Origin of the sequence: Rheinheimera pacifica (assembly GCF_900108485.1) — a bacterium.
GTDB lineage: Bacteria > Pseudomonadota > Gammaproteobacteria > Enterobacterales > Alteromonadaceae > Alishewanella > Alishewanella pacifica.
The window spans coordinates 133,392-155,970 of sequence record NZ_FNXF01000002.1; the positions used below are offsets into that span (position 1 = coordinate 133,392).

At 50.8% G+C, this 22,579-nt stretch carries 13 protein-coding genes; 9 read left to right on the forward strand and 4 right to left on the reverse strand.

Features of this window, described 5'->3' with window-relative positions; translation table 11 throughout:
* Window positions 1-21: 21 nt before the first annotated feature.
* Window positions 22-2,910 (reverse strand): TonB-dependent receptor, encoded by a 2,889-nt coding sequence (locus BLW68_RS03130; RefSeq protein ID WP_092790648.1) that lies wholly within the window; start codon window positions 2,908-2,910, stop codon window positions 22-24.
* A gap of 407 nt (window positions 2,911-3,317) precedes the next feature.
* Between BLW68_RS03130 and BLW68_RS03135 the strand changes: the two genes are divergently transcribed.
* Complete coding sequence (locus BLW68_RS03135) at window positions 3,318-5,216, forward strand: glycoside hydrolase family 13 protein (protein WP_218141289.1); 1,899 nt, start codon at window positions 3,318-3,320, stop codon at window positions 5,214-5,216.
* 51 nt (window positions 5,217-5,267) lie between these two features.
* Here BLW68_RS03135 and BLW68_RS03140 read toward each other — a convergent pair whose 3' ends face one another.
* The gene (locus BLW68_RS03140) at window positions 5,268-6,758 is read right to left on the reverse strand and encodes a tryptophan halogenase family protein (RefSeq protein ID WP_092790134.1); all 1,491 of its coding nucleotides are present in this window, start codon (window positions 6,756-6,758) and stop codon (window positions 5,268-5,270) included.
* A gap of 82 nt (window positions 6,759-6,840) precedes the next feature.
* Window positions 6,841-9,546 carry a TonB-dependent receptor gene (locus BLW68_RS03145; RefSeq protein WP_092790136.1) on the reverse strand — a complete coding sequence of 902 codons (2,706 nt, stop codon included), beginning with the start codon at window positions 9,544-9,546 and terminating at the stop codon, window positions 6,841-6,843.
* 409 nt (window positions 9,547-9,955) lie between these two features.
* Between BLW68_RS03145 and BLW68_RS03155 the strand changes: the two genes are divergently transcribed.
* The 3 genes from BLW68_RS03155 to BLW68_RS03165 all read left to right on the forward strand — a co-directional run bounded on the left by BLW68_RS03155 (window position 9,956) and on the right by BLW68_RS03165 (window position 13,240).
* Complete coding sequence (locus BLW68_RS03155; protein ID WP_092790652.1) at window positions 9,956-10,402, forward strand: helix-turn-helix domain-containing protein; 447 nt, start codon at window positions 9,956-9,958, stop codon at window positions 10,400-10,402.
* Entirely contained in the window at window positions 10,389-12,527 is a 2,139-nt protein-coding gene (gene malQ, locus BLW68_RS03160) for a 4-alpha-glucanotransferase (RefSeq protein WP_092790140.1), read from the forward strand. The genes BLW68_RS03155 and malQ overlap by 14 nt, the downstream gene beginning before the upstream one ends.
* A 131-nt stretch (window positions 12,528-12,658) precedes the next feature.
* Complete coding sequence (locus tag BLW68_RS03165) at window positions 12,659-13,240, forward strand: porin family protein (RefSeq protein WP_092790143.1); 582 nt, start codon at window positions 12,659-12,661, stop codon at window positions 13,238-13,240.
* Between the two features lie 88 nt (window positions 13,241-13,328).
* Here the strand turns inward: BLW68_RS03165 and BLW68_RS03170 are convergent, their stop codons facing one another.
* Window positions 13,329-15,392, reverse strand: coding sequence for a M13 family metallopeptidase (locus BLW68_RS03170; RefSeq protein ID WP_092790145.1), 2,064 nt, complete (start codon window positions 15,390-15,392; stop codon window positions 13,329-13,331).
* 210 nt (window positions 15,393-15,602) lie between these two features.
* Between BLW68_RS03170 and BLW68_RS03175 the strand changes: the two genes are divergently transcribed.
* The 5 genes from BLW68_RS03175 (at window position 15,603) to BLW68_RS03195 (ending at window position 22,453) form a co-directional block, all read left to right on the forward strand.
* A complete protein-coding gene (locus BLW68_RS03175; RefSeq protein WP_092790147.1) occupies window positions 15,603-16,016 on the forward strand; it encodes a DUF350 domain-containing protein in 414 nt (137 codons plus the stop codon).
* Window positions 16,017-16,026: 10 nt separating this feature from the next.
* On the forward strand, window positions 16,027-16,668 hold the full coding sequence (locus BLW68_RS03180) for a DUF1190 domain-containing protein (RefSeq protein WP_092790149.1): 642 nt from the start codon (window positions 16,027-16,029) through the stop codon (window positions 16,666-16,668).
* 6 nt (window positions 16,669-16,674) lie between these two features.
* Window positions 16,675-17,823 carry a glutathionylspermidine synthase family protein gene (locus BLW68_RS03185; RefSeq protein ID WP_092790151.1) on the forward strand — a complete coding sequence of 383 codons (1,149 nt, stop codon included), beginning with the start codon at window positions 16,675-16,677 and terminating at the stop codon, window positions 17,821-17,823.
* Window positions 17,824-18,189: 366 nt separating this feature from the next.
* Window positions 18,190-19,929 (forward strand): glycosyl hydrolase family 18 protein, encoded by a 1,740-nt coding sequence (locus BLW68_RS03190; RefSeq protein ID WP_092790153.1) that lies wholly within the window; start codon window positions 18,190-18,192, stop codon window positions 19,927-19,929.
* Between the two features lie 175 nt (window positions 19,930-20,104).
* A complete protein-coding gene (locus BLW68_RS03195) occupies window positions 20,105-22,453 on the forward strand; it encodes a glycosyl hydrolase family 18 protein (protein WP_092790155.1) in 2,349 nt (782 codons plus the stop codon).
* The last annotated feature ends 126 nt before the right edge of the window (window positions 22,454-22,579 follow it).

The following is a 22,579-nucleotide window of genomic DNA, read 5'->3' on the forward strand; positions in this document are numbered from 1 at the left end:
TATTCTTGCTCCAAAATCCGGTTAAAAGGTGTACACCGCGCCAAGGTAGAACTGGCGGCCAAAAAACTGGATAGTGCCGGTTTGTGCCTTGTCACCGAAATAGCTTTTTGTTGGCTCGTCTGTCAGGTTGTTAACCTGAAACAGCACTTTGAACTGGTCGGTAATGTCGTAAGAGGTTTGCAGATCAATAACGGTTTCGCTGTCAAAGTTAGTGATTTGCTCATCTATACCCACCTGAGACGACACAAACGGCGAGCGGTAACGCGCACTAATACGGGCGTCAAAGCCCTGATAGTTCCAGAACACCGTGCCGCTGAATACATCCTGCGACAGGCCTTCAAAGGTAGTTTCTATCGCGGCGCCACCCAGGCTGTTGATCAGGCTGACTTCGCTTTCGGTATAGGAGTAACTACCCTGCACGCCGAGGCCAGACCAAAGCTCCGGCAGGAAATCGAACACCTTGGTAAAGGCCAGCTCGGCGCCGCGGATATAACCGCCTGCGCCGTTATTTACTGCAGTAGAGAAAGCGCCGTTAAAGGTTGTACGCGGAATACCATCTTCATCAATAATCACCTCAGGAACATCAAAACCTGCCGCGGCGAAATCAAACTCCTGAATGGTAAAATCATTTACAAATGACTTAATGTCTTTATAAAACAAAGCAAAAGCGATTGCTCCCGACGGTATGTAGTATTCATACGACAAATCGTACTGGGTAGCCTCAAACGGCCGTAAAAACGGGCTGTTGGCGCTGCTACCATTAATTTCACCGTCATCGCTGATGGTAATAGAGGTATTAGACGCCAGCCGGTTAATCGGTGGTCGCGACATCACTTTGGCAGCGGCAAAACGAATTTGCGAGTTGTCGGTAATAGCAAAATTCAGATTAAGCTGTGGCAACACATCAGTGTATTTTTCACCCAAAATGCCAGGCGCATAACGGGTGTTTACCAGGCCGGCATCATCGGTAATATTTTGCGCCCCGCGCAACGGGTCGCCATTTACATCGGCTAAGTCGGTAGCACTTTGATCGGTTTGCACTACACGCACACCAATATTCCCGGTTAGTGGAATACCAAAAATTTCCGTATCCAGGTTCGCCATAACATAACCGGCCAGCACATCTTCGTATACTTCACCGCTTTCCAGCATTGTCCACCCTGTATCAGGGCCATTAGCCACTTGCTGGGACGGCAGGATGCCGGCATTGCCGGTGCCCCAGGTTTGCACCGGTTGCGGAATACCCTGCGGGAACCAGGCATTTAATGCCTTATCCAAATCTATCGCCAGGTAGCTGGGGTAAGTGGCAAAGTCACCTTTAAAATTCACCACTTCTACCATGTCGGCAGTCAGGCGCAGCGGTGGCTGCGAGGTTAAAAAGGCACCGTCGCTGCCGTATTCAAATACTGAGCGATTATTTTTATAGGTGCGCTCGGAGTAACGTACACCAGCCTCCAGTGAGGCAATAACCGGCATATCCAGCACCCAGCTGGCATCAAAGCGGTAAGCGGTAACTTCATCTTCGTTCACGTAAGGGTAAATACCGTATTTGCTTACCATTACCTTGTCGATATCAGAAAACGCCGCCGCCTGATTAAAGCCCACGCTTGGCAGGTTAAGACCATTTAGCAGGTAAGAAATTGACACATTGCTATCCAGTACCGGCGTTGCGGCGGTAGCATCTTCAGCTACCAGGCCCCATAACAAACCATTGCGAAAATCGCTTTTGGCGCTGGAGTGCGATACGTCAAATGACAGGTTTACGCTGGTACTGACATCCCAGTCGGCATTAATACCAAAGCTGCGTACTTCGTCGTAGTCGCGGTTGTCATCATTAACCAGTTCAACCCGGGTAAAGCTGCTGGAAGTACGGTTAAAAGTGCCGCCAATAACTGAGCTGCCGTTTAATACCGGATTGCCCAACGCCGCTGTCGGGCCGCCAAACTTAACGCGAAAACCGCGGGCAAAAGCTTCTTTGTCAAACTTAGATAAAAACGCATCGGCTTTTAACGTAAACGCATCATGTGGTGTCCACTCCAACGCGGCCATGTAACCATCGCGGGTTTCTTCACCGCCTTTATGCTGCAACTCAAAGCCTTCGCTGATATATTCATTTACGCCATCATCGTTAGTGTCTTTCTGGCCGTTATACGCCAGGCCGACAAACTGTGTGGCGACGCTGGGCTGGTAAAGCCGGGCATAACCGGCAGCAAAACCCAGTGTATCGCCAAGAAATTTACCCTGATACGACATACTGAAACGGTGGCCAAAATCGACACCGTCCGGCACTTCGTTGGCGCGGTCGTTGTACATGCCGCGGGCATTTACCGTAAAGGTGTGTTGTTTGTCATTACGTAGCGGGCTGGCCGTTTGCAGCTCTACCGTGCCGGCCACACCGCCTTCAATTAATGAGGCTTTTGGCGATTTATACACTGCCGCCGAATTAATCAGCTCCGACGGATACTGATCAAACTCAATATTACGCTTGCCACTGGTAGATACCTGCTCGCGGCCATTCAGCGTAGAAAACACAAAACCACCCGACATACCGCGGATATTAATTTCTGCTGCCTGGCCACCGGTACGTACCGCCGAAATGCCCGGCAAGCGGGTTAAGGCATCGGCCATTGATACATCCGGCAAGGCGCCTAAATCATCTGCCGAAATGGTTTCTGATACGGTATCGCCAAAACGTTTGGCATCCAGTGAACGGAACAGGCTGCTGGCAAAACCGCGCACCTGGATAACCTCAACCGCATCTTCCGCTGCCGGCTGAGTATTGTTTTGTATAGTTGCCTGTTGAGTTGCTGATTGCTGCGCCTGCTCTGCTGTTTGTGCCACAGCAGAACATGCCAGACTACCCACCCCTGCCATAGCAAGTGTGAGCAGACTAAGCTTGAACTTATTCATGCCCTGTATCCCCGTTTTATTTTTATAGCGTTTATTTTTATAAAGGGTTGCGCGTTCCATGCGACCGGCATGAAAACCTGCAGCCTGTTGTTTCAGTGTTTATTTATTGACCGTTAAACGGTAACCCGCAATATGAATACGTATTCAGTCGTCCATCACGGTGCAAAAAGGCCACCGCTGTTCCCGCAGCCGCACCAAACTGGTATATAAAACAGGTAGAACACCGCACAAAGCACTGTTGGCGTGCAGGCAAGGTAAGGACAAAGCACAGCTTTGGTGCACGAATACGTATGCATAAACTTGTATGCAGCCGCCGAAACGTTTATCCATTAACCAGCGGGATGGTTAACCAATAAAACAAATTAACAGGTACGCGGCAGGCCACCTGCCCCAAAAAGAGAGATAATATGCTCAACATTAAACTGACACCGGTAATGGCCGGCTTGCTGGCGGCAGGCACACTGTTTTATGCCACTGCAGCTGCGGCTTTTTGCCCGCAAACTTCAGATGCCACACCCAAAGGCCCCATTGCACTGAATGAACAGGGCGAATTTGTGCCTGGCTGGGCTAAAAGTGCAGTTTGGTATCAGGTATTTCCTGAGCGCTTTCGCGATGGTGACCCGGCAAATAACCCAACGGTAGCCGATATTGCCGGTGCAGATCCGGTCGAAGAGCCCAAAGTGTGGCAGGTACACCCCTGGGGCAGCGACTGGTACAAATTGCAACCGTATGAAGTTAGCAATGGCGAACCGGAACTGTGGAAGCACCTGCTGCGCCGTCGCTACGGCGGTGACTTGCAAGGCGTGATCAACAAGCTTGATTACATTAAAGATATGGGCTTTAACGCCATTTACCTGAACCCGGTGTTTGATGCCCCCTCGCTGCATAAGTACGACGGCGCCAGCTTTCACCATATCGACCCTAACTTTGGCCCGGACCCGGACGGTGACCGCGCGCTGATGGCGAAAGAAAACCCGCTGGATCCGTCTACCTGGGTATGGACCAAAGCCGACGAACTGGCACTGGAGCTGATTAAACAAGCGAAACAGCGCGGCATAAGGGTAATTTTTGACGGCGTATTTAACCATATGGGCGCCAACAGTTTTGCTTTTCAACACCTGAAACAGCATCAGCAAAACTCGCCTTATAAAGATTGGTTTACCGTAAACAGCTTTAAAGACGAAAAAGCCGGCACTGAATTTAGCTATGAAGGCTGGTTTGGTGTGCCATCACTGCCTGAATTTAAAGAAGATAAAAACGGCCTGGTGCAGGGCCCGCGCGATTACGTATTTGCCGCTACCGAGCGCTGGATGAACCCCAAAGGCAAAGGCGCCGAATATGGTATCGACGGCTGGCGGCTGGATGTGGCTTTTTGTGTGGCGCATGGTTTCTGGAAAGACTGGCGTGGTCATGTAAAAACCCTTAACCCAGAGGCGTATATCACCGCAGAAATTGTGATGCCGCCCGAACTGGTAAAACCCTACCTGCAGGGTGATGAGTTTGATGGCGAGATGAACTACAACTTCGCCTTTGCCGCCGCTGAGTTTATGTTTAACCCGCCGCCACATAAGATCAGCGCAACAGAGTTTGATGCCAAGCTGCTGGAAATGCGCGGTTTATACCCTAAAGGCGTAGCTTATGTAACGCAAAACCTGTTTGGCAGCCATGACTCCAACCGGATTGGCTCGCACATTGTTAACCGCGGTATTGGTAACTTCCGTGATTGGGGCGACTACTTTCAGTTATCACAGGTTGGCAGCAACCCGGATTACAAAGTACGTAAACCCAATGAAGAAGAATTGCGTTTGCAAAAGCTGTTTGTGATTTTTCAGATGACCTACGTCGGTGCGCCTATGGTGTATTACGGTGATGAAGTAGGCATGTGGGGCGCCAATGACCCGGATGATCGCAAACCGATGATCTGGGAAGATATTAAATACGAAGACGAAGTAACCAACCCGGACGGCAGCAAACGCCCGGCCGACAAGGTTACGGTGAATAAAACGCTGCAGCAGCACTACCGTAAGCTGATCCGGTTGCGTAACAGCCTGCCGGCGTTACAACTGGGTGACTTCAGCACCCTGCTTGCCGATAACGACAAAGAGCTGTATGGCTTTGAGCGCCGTTATCAGCAGCAACGGGTACGGGTTATTCTGAACAACAGCGATAAACCGCAGCAAGTAACACTAAGCCGTGACCAGTTGAACTGGCAAGAGCAGATTGACCAACTGCCGGTAACGGTAAGCGGCGATAAAATCCGCCTGACCATACCGGCCAAATGGGGCGCGGTGCTGCTGGCGCAATAGCGGCTTTAACCACACCACAAAGGCCACCGGGTTAAGGTGGCCTTTTTTATCTTAACGGCCTTGCTGCAAAAACTGCTGATGCGCCGGTAACTGCGCGGCGGTGCGGCTTATAATGGCTTTTAAATCGGCCAGAAAGCCGCTTAACTGATCATCGGTTAAGCTATCTGCCAGCGGGTGATAATGTTGTGGCCGTAAATGCTGCCCCAGCATTACCTGCTGCCAGGCTACTTCGGTAAACAACTCATCCTGTTGACGAAATACCGCTCCTGACTGGCGAAACAGTTCAATGCGCTGTGCCAGTGAGTCCGGTAACGCCATAGTGCGGCAATACTGCCACAAGCCATTATCGTTACGCTGGTTTAAATGGTAATGCAGGATAATAAAATCGCGGATCGCTTCAAACTCCTGCTGTGACTGGCGGTTATACTCCAGGCGCAGCGCGGCCATATCGGTCTGTTGCGGAAAACACTGCACCAACCGCACCACGGCACTTTGGATCAGGTGAATACTGGTTGATTCCAACGGCTCAAGAAAACCACTGGATAAACCAATAGCCACGCAGTTTTGCAACCACTGCTGGTTACGCCGCCCGGTTACAAAGCTGATTTTACGCGGCTCGGCCAGGGCTTCAGCATCCAGATTACTCATTAAGGTTTGGCGCGCAGCGTTATCGTCCAAAAACCGGCTGCTGTACACCAAACCATTACCGGTACGGTGTTGCAGCGGAATACGCCACTGCCAGCCGCCGCTATGGGCAATAGCACGGGTATAAGGCATAACCGGCAAGGTAGCCGCTGTTGGCACGGCCAGGGCGCTGTCACAGGGCAGCCAGTGGCGCCAGTCTTCATAGCCGCCCCCCAATTCCCCGCCAATTAACAACGCGCGTAAACCGGAGCAATCTATAAATAAATCGGCACTAAAGCTTTGGCCATCCTTTAATATCACGCTAGCAAGATCACCGGCCGGGGTTTTAACCACTGCGCCAATGGTGCCTTCAGTTCTTACCACACCACGCTGTTCGCTGTAACGGCGTAAAAAAGCCGCGTACAGGCTGGCATCAAAATGGTACGCATGCACTAACCCTTGCAGCGGAGTATTGGGAATTTGCGGCAAAGGTGCATACTTGCCGGTATGGGCCGCCTGATAATTGAGTGAATAATCCCAAAAACTGCTGTTATCACCGCGCGCCTGCGCCGCCAGCCAGTAGTGATGAAAAGCGGTAAACCCCAGTGGCCTGCCCACCGGACCAAAGGCGTGCATGTAGCTGTCGCCGGCGTTACCCCAGTTTTCAAACTGGATACCCAGTTTAATAGTGCCCTGGGTAGATTGTAAAAACTCTGCCTCGTTAATACCCAAAGCCGCATTAAAGTGCTGAATAGCCGGTATGGTGGCTTCGCCAACCCCCACAGTACCGATAGCGTCTGACTCTATCAGCCGGATGCTAAGTTGGGGCCCCATCAGCTTTGACAACATAGCGGCGGTCATCCAACCGGCTGTACCGCCGCCAACAATCAGCACTTGTTTTACTGCGTTGTTTGTCATGTTGAAGCTCTCCTGCTGCAATAAAAAAGCCCTGCTTTAACGTAACATTAAAGCAGGGCCTGATAGACAGCTATCTTACTGATTAAAACTTATAAGATAAACCCGCCATAAAGGTACGGCCATAACGTTGATATTCAATCAACTGACCATTTTCAGTACGAACAAAGGGCTCATCAGTAATGTTGTTGGCCTGCAACAGCAGCGTTAAACCTTCAAACTGACCTTCGTCGAAGTTGTAGCTTATTTGCGCATCAACCACGGTTTCCGCTTCAATCATTTTTAAATCGCGGCCACTGCCAAAACCAGAAATCTCACCCAGGAACTCTGAACGGTAACGGCCACTGACGCGGGCAGCAAAACCGCCATTTTCATAGTACATGGTTACGTTGGCAACGCGCTTAGACAAACCAGGTAAAGGTGTAGCTGGATTATTAGGATCAGACTCTATGCTGCTGTCTGTCCATGAACCCGTCAGGATAGTACCGAAGTTTTCTAACATCGGTGACACCATAGCGCCACTTAATGACAAGCTGAACTCAAGGCCGTTAATACGGCCGCCGTCGCCGTTTTGCGGCTTGGTGGCCACACCTTGATTAATTACCGGAGTAATACCACCTGACGGATAACCGGTGAAATCCTGAATAGTGGCCTGATCATAAATATAGGTTTCAAGATCTTTATAGAACGCGGCCAGAGACATATAACCCAGGCTGTCATCGAAGTAATATTCGTATGACACGTCCAGCGCATTAGCCAGCCATGGCTTAAGTGCCGGGTTACCGCCGGTTGCGCTCCACGGCGAGTTGTTTTCAGGAGTGGCCTGGCTGTTATTGTTAGCCGGGTTAAAGCTGTAATCCTGGCTGGCGCGCAGCTGGTCCATACGGGCACGGGCCATAGTACGGGCCAGGCCTAAACGGACAAAATGCCCGGCGCCCAGATCAAAGCTCAGGTTCATGCTTGGCAGCACTTCCCAGTATTTATCACCGCCTTCAAGGCGGAACGACGATACATCAATACCGGTACCAGAGGCCGCCAGCGCATAAGACGATTGATCGGTATGCACCACCTGAGTACCAAAATTACCGGTTACCGGAATTTCACCAATGCTGGTATTGATACCTACTTTAACAAAAGCAGTAACCACATCTTCCTGCACATTCCAGTCTTTGATCAGTACGTCAGCATTAGGGTTACGCACCAGTTCTAACACGCCGGACGATATTAATTCGCGTGGGTCGTAACTAACCATGCCCGGAATACCAAAACCTGCCAGGCTGGTAGTACCGTTTACATTAGGAATGGTGGCACTGGTGGCACCGTTTGGTAAGCCAAGGAAAAACTCATTGGCTTTTTTGTCTTTTTCGCGGCTGCTAACGTTCAAACCAAACTCTACTTCGTCAAAAACATTATGCTCAGTTAATGTTTTTGCACTCAGACGAATTTGATTCAGCTCATCGGTAATGGAAGGCGAATTGTAATAGCCTAACTGGCCGCCAGGAATGATATCGCCGCCCCAGCCTTGTGGGCTGGTAAGCAAAATCAGGCTTGGGTCAGCATAATTCAGGCCGGCATTAAAGGTGGCGCCTTTGCCGTTCATCTGAAACTGAATAGTGTCAGTTGCACCTGAACCGGCAGTACCGGTACCGGCATCTGATTCCAGAATAAGGTCGGTACGGTCCAGTTTTGAATGGCTGACATCAACGGTACCGAACCAATTATCGGCCAGTTTAAATTCGGTTTTCCAGCCGGCAGAAAACAAATCGCTTTCACGGAAATTACCATGGTTACGCACTATGGCTTTTACATCGCTGTAGGTGCCTGATGTTACCAGGCCATTTTCTACCACCGCATCGCTAAGCTCTGCGCCGCCCCAAAACAGTGGCATTTCAATAAAGCTGGTACGCTGGGTTTCATCAAACTTGGAGTAGTATAAATCCAGGGTGGTGCTGAAATCAGCATTAGGTTTGTACTCAAATACACCAATAAAACCATCACGTTCTAACAGGTTTGAGTTAGCGTAAATTTTGGCACCGCCAATCACTTTGTTGCCATCTTCAGTATCGGCGTAACCCCAGGCTTCAAAGCGTTCAATCTGGGTTGGGTTAGACATATTGGCATAACCCAGTGCCACACCAATGGTGTTATCTGCAAACTGGTCAATATAGGAAATGCTTAAACGCTGGCCGTTATCATCGGCGCCGGCATTTAACGCATCGATCTGGTTCCACTCGTAACGGGCATTAACAACAACAGTGGTTTCGCCATGTTTCAGCGGGCTGATAAGACGCATGTCAGCCGTACCGGATAAACCCTGGCCAACTAAGGCGGCGTCTGGTGTTTTATATACCACTACTCCGCTTAACAGCTCTGAAGGATACTGGTCAAACTCTACGCCGCGGTTATCACCGGAGCTTACCTGCTCACGGCCATTTAACAAGGCAGTGCTGAAATCTGGCGACAAACCACGAATACTGATCACCTGGCCACGGCCATTCAGCCGCTGTGCGGTCAGGCCTGGCAAACGCGCCAGCGACTCAGCAATACTAACGTCCGGCAATTTACCGATATCTTCTGCAGACACTGCCTCAACAATAGATGAGTTAAACATCTTAATGTTTTGCGAATCCTGCAAACTGCGACGAAAACCCGTTACTGAAATTACTTCGATTTGCTCATCAGCTTTGGCCTGTTCTTCTGCAGCCTGAGCAGTAGTTTGCGCATATGCCATAGAGCCAGTACCGGCCGCAGCCAGTGCCAGCGTAAGCATACTGAGTTTAAATTTAGTCATGTCCTTCATCCCCGGTGTGTTGTGTGTGGTGTCTGTCAGCTGTAAGCGCAGCCGTATCAGTACAACCAGACTTTTGTCTAAGGCTATTTATTAAACTTATTAGCGCAACACCTCAACATGAATACGTATTCATAATTACTAATTTGCACAAATGCAGAGCGGCCGTAGCAAAAACGCACCAACAAGGTGCAAGCTGCGTTTTATACGCATAACGGCAAGCTGATTGCTGCTCAAGCCGCCTGCCTGAACCCTTCTACTGCTGCTTGCCGGGTACTGTCGCATGATATTTTCAATGCATACGTATGCAACAGGTTTAATAAATACATAACCCTGATTTATGCTTGCACCACCATATGGCAGCCCGTAGCAAACTTGTGGGTCTTGCTTTGCTGCCAGCGCGGAGCAAAATATGAAAAATTATAGTCCGACGGGATACAGTCTGGCAGCTTTTGATAGCAGCCAGAGTACACAACCGGTATTAGCGCAGCTGCGCCAGTTTATACTGCAGCAATTGCCACAGGCACCCAGATTAACGGATGCCGCCAGTACATTAAATATGAGCAGCCGCACGTTGCAACGGGCCCTGCAGCAAGCGGATACCAGCTTTCGCCAGTTGATGTGTCAGTGCCGGCAACAGTTAGCACATCACTATTTACAAGACGCCAGCCTGAGCCTGCAGCAAATTGCTTTTCAGCTCGGATTTGCAGAACAGAGCAGCTTTCAAAAAGCGTTTAAGTGCTGGCAGGGTTGCTCACCGGGCGTATTTCGCCAGCGCCAACAGCTCGCTGCAAACAGACGTCGTCATTTATCCGGCTTAAATCAGCCGGGGTTACAGGTGAATTATGGAATTAATTAAGCAACTCGCCGCACTGGTGGGTTTGCAGGACAGCTACGTACACGCGCAGGGCCACACTGAAGTGATCAGCCTGGACAAACAACAAGCCATATTGCAAGCCATGGGATATGACTTAACGTCGAATGATGCGATACAGGACAAAATCGTTGAGCTAAGCGAGCAACCCTGGCATGAAGTTATAGCCCCTGTCACCGTATGCCAGCAAGGCGAGCCACTGCGCATTCGTGTACAGCAGTTACAACAAAACGCGGTCAGTGACTGGCAATGGCAAATTAATACCGAAGAGCAACAGCAGTTCAGCGGCAGCCTGACCATCGCGGCCAAAGATATCAGCGAACGCCGGCAAACCCGCCAAGGCGAAGTACTGGCCGCCGAACTGGTTTTAGATATCAGCTTACCGCTGGGCTATCACCAGTTAACGCTAAGCAATAACCGCCAGCAATATAGCCAGCAACTGATTATTACACCGCAGCGCTGCTTTCAGCTGCATGACAAAGCGGTACTGCATAAAACTTTTGGCCCGGCCATTCAGCTGTATGCGGTTAAATCGGCGCGCAACTGGGGCATTGGCGACTTTGCCGATCTGCAGCAGATGGTAGCGCCATTGGCCGCCCAAGGCGTTGACTTTATTGGCTTAAACCCGCTACACGCTCTGTACCCTGAGCTGCCACAAGACTGCAGTCCGTACAGCCCGAACAGCCGCTTATGGCTAAATACCGACTATGTCGCGCTGGAGCACACCGCAGAATATGCTGACTGTGCAGCTGCACAGCAACTGGTTAACTCTGAAAGCTTTCAGCAGCGCTTACAACATTTACGTGAACAAACTTACGTTGACTACATCGGCGTAGCCGCAGCTAAAAAAGCAGTGGCTACGTTATTGTTTCAGCAGTTTAAACAGCAACATCTGGCGAAAAACACCGCCCGTGCTGCTCAGTTTCAGCAGTTTGTAGCAGACGGTGGCGATAGCCTGCGCCAGTTAACTATTTATCAGGTGTTGCAGGGCCAGCTATTTCAGCAAGACTGGAATATGGCCGCCTGGCAAAACTTTCCGCAGCAACTGCGCGATCCGCACAGCAGTGCCGTGGCTGAATTTGCCAGCGCAAACAGCGATGCCATCAACCAGCAACTGTATTTGCAATGGCAGGCACAACTACAACTGGCAGAGGTAAAACGCTTGTGTCAGCAGCATGGTATGGCCATTGGCCTGTATTGCGATGTTGCCGTTGGCACCAGCCGCAGCAGTGCAGAAAGCTGGGGCGCACCGGAAGATTACCTGCTGGATTTAAGCGTAGGTGCACCAGCCGACATTATGGCGCCCAAAGGCCAGAACTGGGGCTTGTTAGCCTACAACCCGCAAACGTTGCGGCAAAAAGCTTATCAGCCTTTTATTGCACTGCTGCAAGCCAATATGCGCTTTGCCGGCGCGTTGCGCCTGGATCACGTGATGGCACTGTTACGGTTATGGTGTTGCCCGGTGGGTGCTGATGCCACAGCCGGCGCCTATATCCGTTTTCCGGCCGCCGACCTGTTTGCCATTCTGGCACTGGAAAGCCAGCGCAACAGTTGTGTGGTAATAGGGGAAGATTTAGGCACAGTACCGGTAGAGATCAGCCACCTGCTGGCGCAATATCAGGTATTGTCGTACCGGGTATTTATGCTTGAGCAAAAGCCAGGCAGCTATGATTACGCCGCCCAAACCTATCCGGAACTGGCACTGGCAACGGTAACCACGCACGATATGCCCACGCTGGTGGGGTACTGGCAACAAGATGATCTGCAGCTGCGCCACGAGCTGGATTTATTTCCCAACCCGCAGGTAGCTGACAGCCTTTATCAGCTGCGTGCCGATGAAAAACAACTGATGAGCCAGCGCCTGCAATTACATGAAGGTGACTATCAGCAGTTGATCCGCGCCAGCCACTTGTTTACCGCGCAACAACCGGCCCGCTTATTTGCCTTTCAGCTTGAGGATTTGTTGTTAATGTCTACCCCGGTGAATATTCCGGGCACCAGCAACGAATACCCAAACTGGCGCCGGCGCCTGACAGATAACATCGACGTCATTTTGCAGCGTCCGGATGTACTTGCACTGATAGCCGATATTAAAACTGCCAGACAATAACGTCGTCGCAAAGTACCGGCAAACCCTGCAGCGGTTTGCCGGTACATTTCTTCACTATCTGTTAATTATTGATTCATCTGGGTTTTGCTATACCTTCAGTGTCTTTTAGCAATCCAATATGAGGAATCATTATGTTGAAGCTAATCCCTACCACCGTTGTTGCCGGTTCTTTTCTTGCCGTGGCGGGTTATGCACAAGCTCAGGACAGCGGTTTTTACGTTGGTGGTCATTATGGCCAGCATAAGGTTGAACTGGAATCTGATATAGCGGATACCGATTTAAAATTTGGCGTGGCCGGTGTGAATGCCGGTTACCAGCTGACCAGCTTTCTGGCACTGGAAGCGCGTTATGCCGTAGGCGTTAAAGACGAAGATATTTTCGACGGCGACGATTCAGCCCGCTTTGAAATTGACCGCCACATGGCGTTAGTGGCCCGTGGCAGTATACCGCTGGGTGAGCGTTTCTCCATTTTCGGTATTGCCGGTTACGGTGAAACCCGTTACGCCTTCGCTTATGACATATTAGGTGCCAGTGGCTCTGAAAAGAGCACAGAAAAAGGCCTGGTGTATGGTGCCGGCGCCGCGTTTAACCTGACAGAAAGGTTAAGTTTAGTCGCCGAGTACAATGTACTGCCTAAGCTGGAAGATGACGACGAAGGCTTTTATGAGTCTGACGTGTCGCTGATGACAGTAGGTTTAAACTATCGTTTCTAAACTTGGATCTTATTCTGAGCTGACATAAAACAGGGGCGGTTAAGCCCCTGTTTTTTTGCTTATTGAACTACTTATTTAACTACTTAGCCTACCAGATTTTTACCCGCACTTTATCGTCACGGTACATACCATCACCTGGTTTTATGTCATAGGCTTGATAAAACTGCGGCATATTCGACAAGGTACCTAACACACGGTACATGCCCGGTGAATGTGGCCCGGTGATCACTTGTTGGCGCAGTGCTTCATCACGGAATTTAATGCGCCATACCTGGCCCCAGCCCATAAAAAAGCGCTGCTCTGGCGTAAAGCCATCAATTACTGCACCAGCCTGGCCGTTCAGTGAGTTCTGATAGGCTTTGTACGACACCGTTAAACCGCCTAAGTCAGCGATATTCTCACCTAGACCTAAAGCGCCTTGCAGGTGTAAGTCGTCTATCGGGTTAAAGGCGCTGTACTGGTCAATCATCAACTGAGCGCGGCCCTGAAACTGAGCGGCGTCTTGTTCTGTCCACCAGTCACGCAGGTTGCCGTCGCCGTCTGAACGGCGGCCCTGATCGTCAAAACCGTGGGTAAATTCGTGGCCGATAACACCGCCGATAGCACCGTAGTTTACCGCGTCGTCGGCGTCTACGTTAAAAAACGGCGGTTGTAAAATCGCTGCCGGAAACACAATTTCGTTCATAGTAGAGCTGTAGTACGCATTTACCGTTTGCGGTGTCATACCCCATTCAGTGCGATCTACCGGTTTACCTAAGCGCTCAATGATACGCTGATATTCACACTCGGCGCTGCGGCGCAGGTTACCAATTAAGTCAGTCGGGCTAATTTCTACACAGCTGTAATCACGCCATTTATCCGGGTAGCCAATTTTGGTGTTAAATTTGGCCAGCTTAATTTGCGCCTGTTTTTTCGTTACCGGGCTCATCCACTCCAGTTCGTCAATGGACTGGCGAAACGCCACACGCAGATTTTCAATCATCTGATCCATGCGTGCTTTGGCTTCAGGTTTAAAATGTTGCTCTACGTATTTTTTACCGACCATAAAACCCAGGTTGCTATCTACCAGGCTAACTGCACGCTTCTCACGGCTACGCTGTTCTTGCAGGCCGTTTAGGGTTTTACCGTAAAACTCAAAGCTGGCATCGGCAAAGGCGCTGCTGAGGTTACTGGCGTTGCTGCGGACTAAATGAAACTTCAGATACTGCTGCCACTGCACTACCGGGGTATTAGCCTGTAGTTTGGCAAACTCAGTAAAGTAACTGGGCTGGCGCACCACCAACTCGTTGATGTTGCCAAGGCCCGCTGCAGTTACAAAGGCCTGCCAGTTAAAACCCGGTGCCAGTTTAGTTAACTCTGCGATGGTCAGTTTGTTATAGGTGGCGTTACGGTCACGGTTTTGTACCCGGCTCCACTGCGCGGCGGCAATTTGCTTTTCCAGCGCTACGATATCGGCGGCGGCCTGTTCAGCGTTGTCCATACCGGCCAGGGTCCACAGTTTGGCAATAAAAGCCTGATACTGGCCCAGCAATTCAACCGAGCGTTCGTCATCTTTTAAGTAGTAGTCACGATCAGGTAAACCTAAACCCGCCTGTGATGCGCCGGTAATATACTGATCAGATTGTTTTTGATCCTGGCCGACAAACAGCGCCACCGGTGTGCCAACGCGGTAACGCTGCCATTCGCCCCACAGCGCCGTTAAATCCTGGTGTGATTTAAGGTTGTCAATTTGCGCCAGCTCAGGCCGTAGCGGATTTAACCCCAGCACTTCGGCTAATTCTGCATCGAGGAAAGATTTATACAAATCAGCAATTTTTTGCTCATCAGAGCCTTTAGCTTGCTGTTCAGCCGCCAGTTGCTGCACTATTGCCAGCACTTGTTTTTCGGCGTTTTCGCGCAGCTCATCAAAACTGCCCCAGCGTGCTTTGTCTGCCGGGATCTCGGTTTTCTCCATCCAGCTGCCGTTTACATAATGGAAGAAATCCTGCTGCGGCGCGACACTGGTGTCCATATTCGCCAGCTCGATACCTGAGCTCAGGCCGGTTTGAGTTTGTACTGCAGTATTATTTTCGGTTGTTACACTGCTGTTTGAGCATGAAGCCACACCCAGCGCCAGCGCAATACTCAGCGCTACTGTTGTCATTTTTATCATTAGTGGTTCCTGGTTATTAACGTTCTTATTGTTTTAACGCAGGCCAGTGTAGAAGCATGATTAGTGCTGTCCAGCCAATACAGGTTAAGCAGAAGGACTGCTGCGATAAATAACCTGCCGCAGCAGACCGATTTAACTTGAACTGTAGCCGTATTTTCCGCAGGATCGGCACTATGAGTTAAAACAGCCCGCCACAACACAGGATTTATTATGCTAAATACCGCTTTAACTTCACTAACCGGTTTACCGGCTTTTGCCGCGTACTTTGCACTGGCCGTTGTGCTGGTGCTGCTGTTTGTCCGCTTGTATACGCTGGTAACACCACATGACGAATTTGCGCTGATCCGCGCCAATAACGCCTCTGCAGCTATTGCTTTTGGTGGCGCCTTAATTGGTTTTGCCTGGCCATTGTCCAGTGCCATTACGCATTCCATGTCGTTACTCGACTGTGCTATCTGGGGCGGCGTAGCCTTGCTGGTACAGGTACTGACTTTTTTCATCAGCACCGCTGTGCTAAAAAAGCTGCCGCAGCGTATTACGCAGGGTGAACTGGCCGCCGGTATTTTCTCAGCTTGTTGTTCTGTCAGCGTAGGTATACTAAACGCCGCCTGTATGAGTTATTAAGGAGCGCATTATGACTAACACTAAAACATTTAAACGCAGCAAAACCGCCCGCCTGATTATGATGGTACCTGCCGCAGGTATGGTACTGGCAGGCTGTGGCGAAAAGCCGGTTGAGGTACAGGTGTTTAACTCGCAGGATGAGTGCGCCGCTTATTATAACCCACCGGCAGAATGTAAAGCCGCCTTTGACGATGCAAAAGCGTTGCACCCGCAAGTGGCACCACGCTACGCCAGCCGGCAGGAATGTGAAACCGATTTTGGCACTGGCCAGTGCGAAACCGCACCGGTACTAGCAGCAAACAACACTGTGCCAACAGAACAAACGCAACAAAGCCAGCAAAGCAGCGGCTTTTTTATGCCGATGATGATGGGTTTTATGGCCGGCCAAATGTTAAACCGGGGTGGTATGGCCGGCGCACCACAGCAGCAAACAGCCGCCGCCAACCGTTCACCGGTACCAAATCAGCCGCTGTATAAATCACGCGATGATCGCAGCACTTTTCGTACGGCAACTAATACTGCCGTTGCCAGCCAGCCGGGTAGCACCAGCATACGGCCCTCAGCGGTACAGCCTAAGCCGGCGGCCATGGCTCGCCGTGGAGGCTTTGGTGCTCAGGCGGCGCAGCGCAATGTCAGCAGCAACGGTGGTTAATTACTGATGAAACGCGTTAACAGCACCCCAAGGCCGGGCTGGAAAGCTTTTGCGCAGAGCGTCGGCTTTAATTTTCATACCTTTGATGGCGAACCGTATTGGGATGAAAGCGCCTATTATCAGTTTAGCCTGCAGCAGATAGAGCAGGATCTGGAAGACCCGACCGAAGAGCTGCACCAAATGGCGCTGGATCTGGTAGACGATATCATTAGTGATGAACAAAAGCTGCGGCAATTGCAAATTCCATCGCAGTTTTGGGATGCGGTGCGCGCCAGTTGGCGCAGCAAAGAACCGCATTTATACGGCCGCATGGATTTTAGCTACAACGGTACCGGCCCGGCTAAGTTACTGGAACTAAACTACGATACGCCGACATCGCTGTATGAAACCGGTTTTTTTCAGTGGGTATGGCTGGAAGACCAACTACTGCGCGGCGAATTACCGCAAGGCGCTGATCAGTTCAACTCTTTACAGGACAAACTGCAACAAGCTTTTGCCGAGTTAGACCTGCCACAGCCGTTTTACTTTGCCAGTGTTACCGAAAGTATTGAAGATAAAGGCACGGTAGATTATCTGATGGATATTGCGCTGCAAGCAGGACTAAACAGCCGTTATATTCAGTTAGAGCAGCTGGGTGATATTGATGGCCAGTTGGTCGATTTAGACGGTTTTCCGGTACAGGGCTTATTTAAACTGTACCCGTGGGAATTTATGCTGCAGGAAGATTTTGCCGGCACTATTCTTACCAGCCAGACCCAGTTTATTGAGCCATTGTGGAAATGTTTATTGTCTAACAAAGGCATATTGCCGCTGTTATGGCAAAAATATCAGGGCCACCCTAACCTGTTGCCGGCTTTTTTTGATGACGGCAGCGCGTTGCAAAACGGCTGGGTGCGTAAACCGCTGTTATCGCGCGAAGGTGCCAACATTGAGCTGGTAACCAACGATGGCAAAGCGTTAAAGCAAGACGGCCCTTATAACGACAGCGGCTATATCCGCCAGGCGTTAGCGCCATTACCGCAATTTAACGGCAACTATACACTGATTGGCAGCTGGGTAGTGGCTGACAGTGCTGCCGGTATTTGCATCCGTGAAGACAACAGCCTGATCACCAAAGACAGCTCCCGCTTTTTACCACATATTATCCTCGACTGATCCACCGTTATACACCGGAGCGCAGGTTAAAGCGCTCCGGTTAAAATTAACATCCTTCCCGATAAGTGCATTTTTGGCCCGATAATATGTAAAAAAATCCGGCACTATGCTGTAAAAATATTTCGCCTTATTTCAGTCATTTAAGCTTAAATCAAAAATTTATCACTGAAAAATTAAACCACTTTTTTGACAACGCTGTCATTTTTGCCATAGTCAATTCGCCCATTTTCTACACAACACGGATCCGGGTTTTACGCCAGGCTGGCGCCATAATGTGCAACATCAAGCGGGTGCCGTAACGGTAAAACCAGCCAGGCACCGCAAAATAATAAAACATAAAAATAAGCAACAAAACTGGAGGAAGTTATGTTTAAACAAACAGTTAACCTATGTAGCACTGTCTCACTGCTGCTACTGGCAGCCAGCATACAGGCTGCCACACCAAACGCACCGGTGATCAGCTGGATGCCCACCGAATACAGCCTGCAAAATGGTAGTGTGCAGGTACCGGTACGCTGGGATATGTGGTGGGGCACCAACGGCAACAAGTGGTATTTAAAACAAAATGACAGCGTTGTCTTTGCTGCTGCAATAACGCCCAACGGCCAGAATGCGCAAACCGGCTCTACCAACCTTACCTTTACCCAGCCAGGTAGTTATCAATTACAGGCAAGCTTGTGCCAGGTAACGGGTACTGTAGAAGAGTGCGCCAGCAGTGGCATTACCACTATTAATATTAGCGGTAACGGCGGCGGTGATGGAGGTGATAACGGTGGTGGTGACAATGGTGGCGGCTTTAACCCCTGGACTGATCTGGATTTAACCGCCTGGCCGCACCCGCTAAAACAAAGTAATCTGCCGTATCAGAATACCACCGGCAAAAAAGTGGGTGCTTATTTTGTCGAATGGGGTATTTATGGCCGCGCCTTTCATGCCGCCGATATACCGGCACAGAACCTGACGCATATTTACTACGGTTTTATTCCGCTATGTGGCCCGAACGCCGGCTTACAACAAGCAAACCCTGAGGGCTACGCTGCTCTTAACAGCCAATGTGCCGGTAAACCGGATTACTCGGTGGTAGTACACGACAAATTTGCCGCGCTGGAAAAAGGCTACCCCGGCGATGTCTGGGATCAACCGATACGCGGTATTTTTGCCGAGCTGTACCGTTTAAAACAAACCCATCCGCATATTAAAATTTTGCCATCGGTTGGTGGCTGGACGCTGTCTGATCCCTTGTACGACGTAGGCACTAACCCGGCAGCACGGGCGGTATTTATCGATTCTATTATTGATTTTATCCGCACCTATGATTTCTTCGACGGTATTGATATCGACTGGGAATTCCCCGGCGGCGGTGGCGCCAACCCCAATTTGGGCTCTGCTCAGGACGGTGCCGGTTTTGCCACCCTGATGCAGGAACTGCGTGCCGCACTGGATGCACTGAGTATAGAAACCGGCCGTGACTACGAGCTGGCCGCCGCTATGTCTGGCGGGGTAGAAAAGCTTAGTGTTGTTGATTGGGAAGATGCCCACCAGTACATGGATTACATTAACCTGATGACCTACGACTACTACGGCGCCTGGAACGGCGTACTGGGCCACCAGACGGGCCTGTATCCGTCGGCTAATTCTCCCACTCCCGGCTTTAGCGCCCATGAAGCCGTGCAATATTTGCTTAACCGTGGCGTACCGGCAGGCAAAATTGCGCTGGGTGCTGCCATGTATGGCCGCGGCTGGCAAAACGTGGCGGGAGTAACCGGTAATAACCCCTTTACCGGCACCGGTGGTGCAGGCATCAGTGGCGGTTGGGAACCCGGCATTATGGACTACAAAAAAATTGAAACCGACTATATGGGCGGGCCTGAAGCCAGCGGCGTTAATGGCTTTACCGTGGGCTGGGATAACACTGCCAAAGCCAGCTATGTCTGGAACCCTACAACCAATACGCTGATCAGCATTGATACCAAGCGCTCAGTACGGGAAAAAGGGGCTTATATTCTGCAGCATCAGCTGGGCGGTATTTTCGCCTGGGAAATAGATGCCGACAACGGCCATATTTTAAACGCGATGCATGAAGGCTTAGGCCATACGCAGCAATAACTGACATTGCCGGCCGATTGTTGCTATCTCGCATAGAGAGAATCGGCTTGCTCTAAACCAACCGTTGCAGGCCAGGATGGCCGAATCGAGCCTACAGGGATGTATTTACGGCGTGTTGGTGTGAGCAAGCCGGTTCGACCTGCAGCAACCTGCGGCATTTTCCGGGAATACCACTATGAAACAATCTATTTTACTGTCGCTGCTGGCACTGGTTAGCACAGCAGCATTTTCACAGCAAACTGATCATAACAACTGCCGGCCCGATGGCCTGTACCAAACCCCCGGCATTAACGTACCCTACTGCACGGTGTACGATACTGAAGGCCGCGAAATAATCAGCCCGGATCATCCGCGGCGCATTATTGGCTACTTTACCAGCTGGCGCCATGGCAAAAACGGCCAGCCGGCTTACTTAGCCTCTGATATTCCGTGGGATAAAATTACCCATATCAACTACGCCTTTGCCCATGTAAATGGTGCGAACCAGATTTCAGTAGGTAATACGGGTTCGCCTGATAATGCATCCACCGGTATGGAATGGCCTGGCGTGGCCGGCGCTGAGCTGGACCCTAACCTGCCTTATAAAGGCCACTTTAACCTGCTGCAAAAATACAAACAGCAACACCCGCACGTAAAAACGCTGATTTCGGTCGGTGGCTGGGCCGAAAGCGGTGGCTATTTTGACAACGACGGCGAGCGCATTGCCAGTGGTGGTTTTTATACGATGACCACCAACAGCGATCTAAGCATTAACACTCAGGGCATTAATACCTTTGCCGACTCAGCCGTGGCCTTTATCCGCCAGTATGGTTTTGACGGCGTGGATATTGACTACGAATACCCCACCAGCATGAATGATGCCGGCAACCCGGACGACTTTACGCTGGCTAACAGCCTGCGTGGTGGCCTGATGCGCTCTTATATCGAGCTGATGAAAGTGCTGCGGCAAAAACTGGATGCCGCCGGTGCTGCCGACGGTAAGCATTATCTGCTTACCATCGCTTCCCCCTCGTCCGGCTATCTGTTACGCGGTATGGAAGCCTTTCAGGTAACCCAGTATCTGGACTACGTTAACATTATGACCTACGACCTGCACGGTGCCTGGAACCAGTTTGTTGGCCACAATGCGGCACTGTTTGACACCGGCCAGGACGCCGAACTGGTAGCGTGGAATTACTACAACACCAGCCAGTACCAGCAAATTGGCTACCTGAATACCGACTGGGCGTACCGGTATTTTCGCGGCACCATGCCTGCAGGTCGTATTAATATTGGCATTCCGTATTACAGCCGCGGCTGGAAAGATGTACAAGGTGGCAGCTTTGGTTTATGGGGCACGGCAGCGTTACCAAACCAGAGCCAGTGCCCTCCCGGCACTGGTGGCAGCACGGTAAGCAAATGTGGTAACGGTGCAGTGGGCATCGATAACCTGTGGCATGATAAAAACACCCAGGGCAGTGAAATGCCGGCAGGTTCAAATCCGCTTTGGCATACCATGAACCTGGCCGAAGGTATCAGCGCCAGCTACTTTAGCCTGTATGATCTTGACCCAGGCAACCCAGAGCATCAGCTGACCGGCAGCTACAACCGCCACTATGATGCTACTGCCGTAGGCCCCTGGTTATGGAATGCGCAAAAACAGGTGTTTTTATCGGTAGAAACCGAGCAAAGCATCGCTACCAAAGCGCAGTATGTGATTGACAACGGCATTGGCGGCGTGATGTTTTGGGAGCTGGCTGGCGACTACGACTGGGACGCAGCTAAAGGCGAGTACTTTATTGGTAACACGCTGACATCGCTGTTTTATAACAGCTTTAAAAATGCCAGCCCTTACGGCGCAGTAAAAGCCGAACGCGTTATGCCAACCCAGGCAGTAGATGTGCGCTTAAGTATCAGCGATTTTAAACTGGGCGATCAAAACTTTCCTATCAACCCCAAGCTTACGCTGACGAACCACAGCAACAGCACTATTCCCGCTGGCAGTAACATCAGTTTTGATGTACCCACAGCGATACCCGATACCATCAGCGATCAAAGCGGTTTTGGTTTAACGGTAGTGGAAAGCGGCCGAAACGCCAGCGGCAATAATATTGGTGGCCTGCAAAATAGCCTGCACCGGGTCGCTTTTAATCTGCCGGCTTATTTAAGCGTAGCCCACGGTGAAAGCGTTACCGTTACGCTGAATTATCAGCTGCCAATGCCGATGCCGTCTAACTGGATCCTTAGCACCAATGGTAACAGCTATGCCTTTGCTGAAGAGCATCCGCAGTTACCGGTTGTTAGCATCGGCAATGGTGATGGCCCCGGTGACGGAGATGGCGACGGTAACGGCGAGAGTTGTGGCGGTATTACCGCCACTATTCACCCGTACCCGGCCTGGCCGCAACCCGACTGGGCCGGTAACCCAAGCCACGCTGTCAACGGTGATTACCTGTCGCATCAGGGCGGCGTGTACAAAGCCAACTGGTGGACAAACTCAGTGCCGGGCAGTGATGGCAGCTGGAGTTTTATCTGTAATTTGTAAGCTGTTACCAAGCGCAAAACGGTGAGTAGCAGACTTACCGCTTTTCCTTGCGAGGGTCATGGCCTGGCGCAATCCGGTGAGCGGGTAACGCTTTTCAGGCTCGTCGCAGCAACTCGCGCCCGCTTC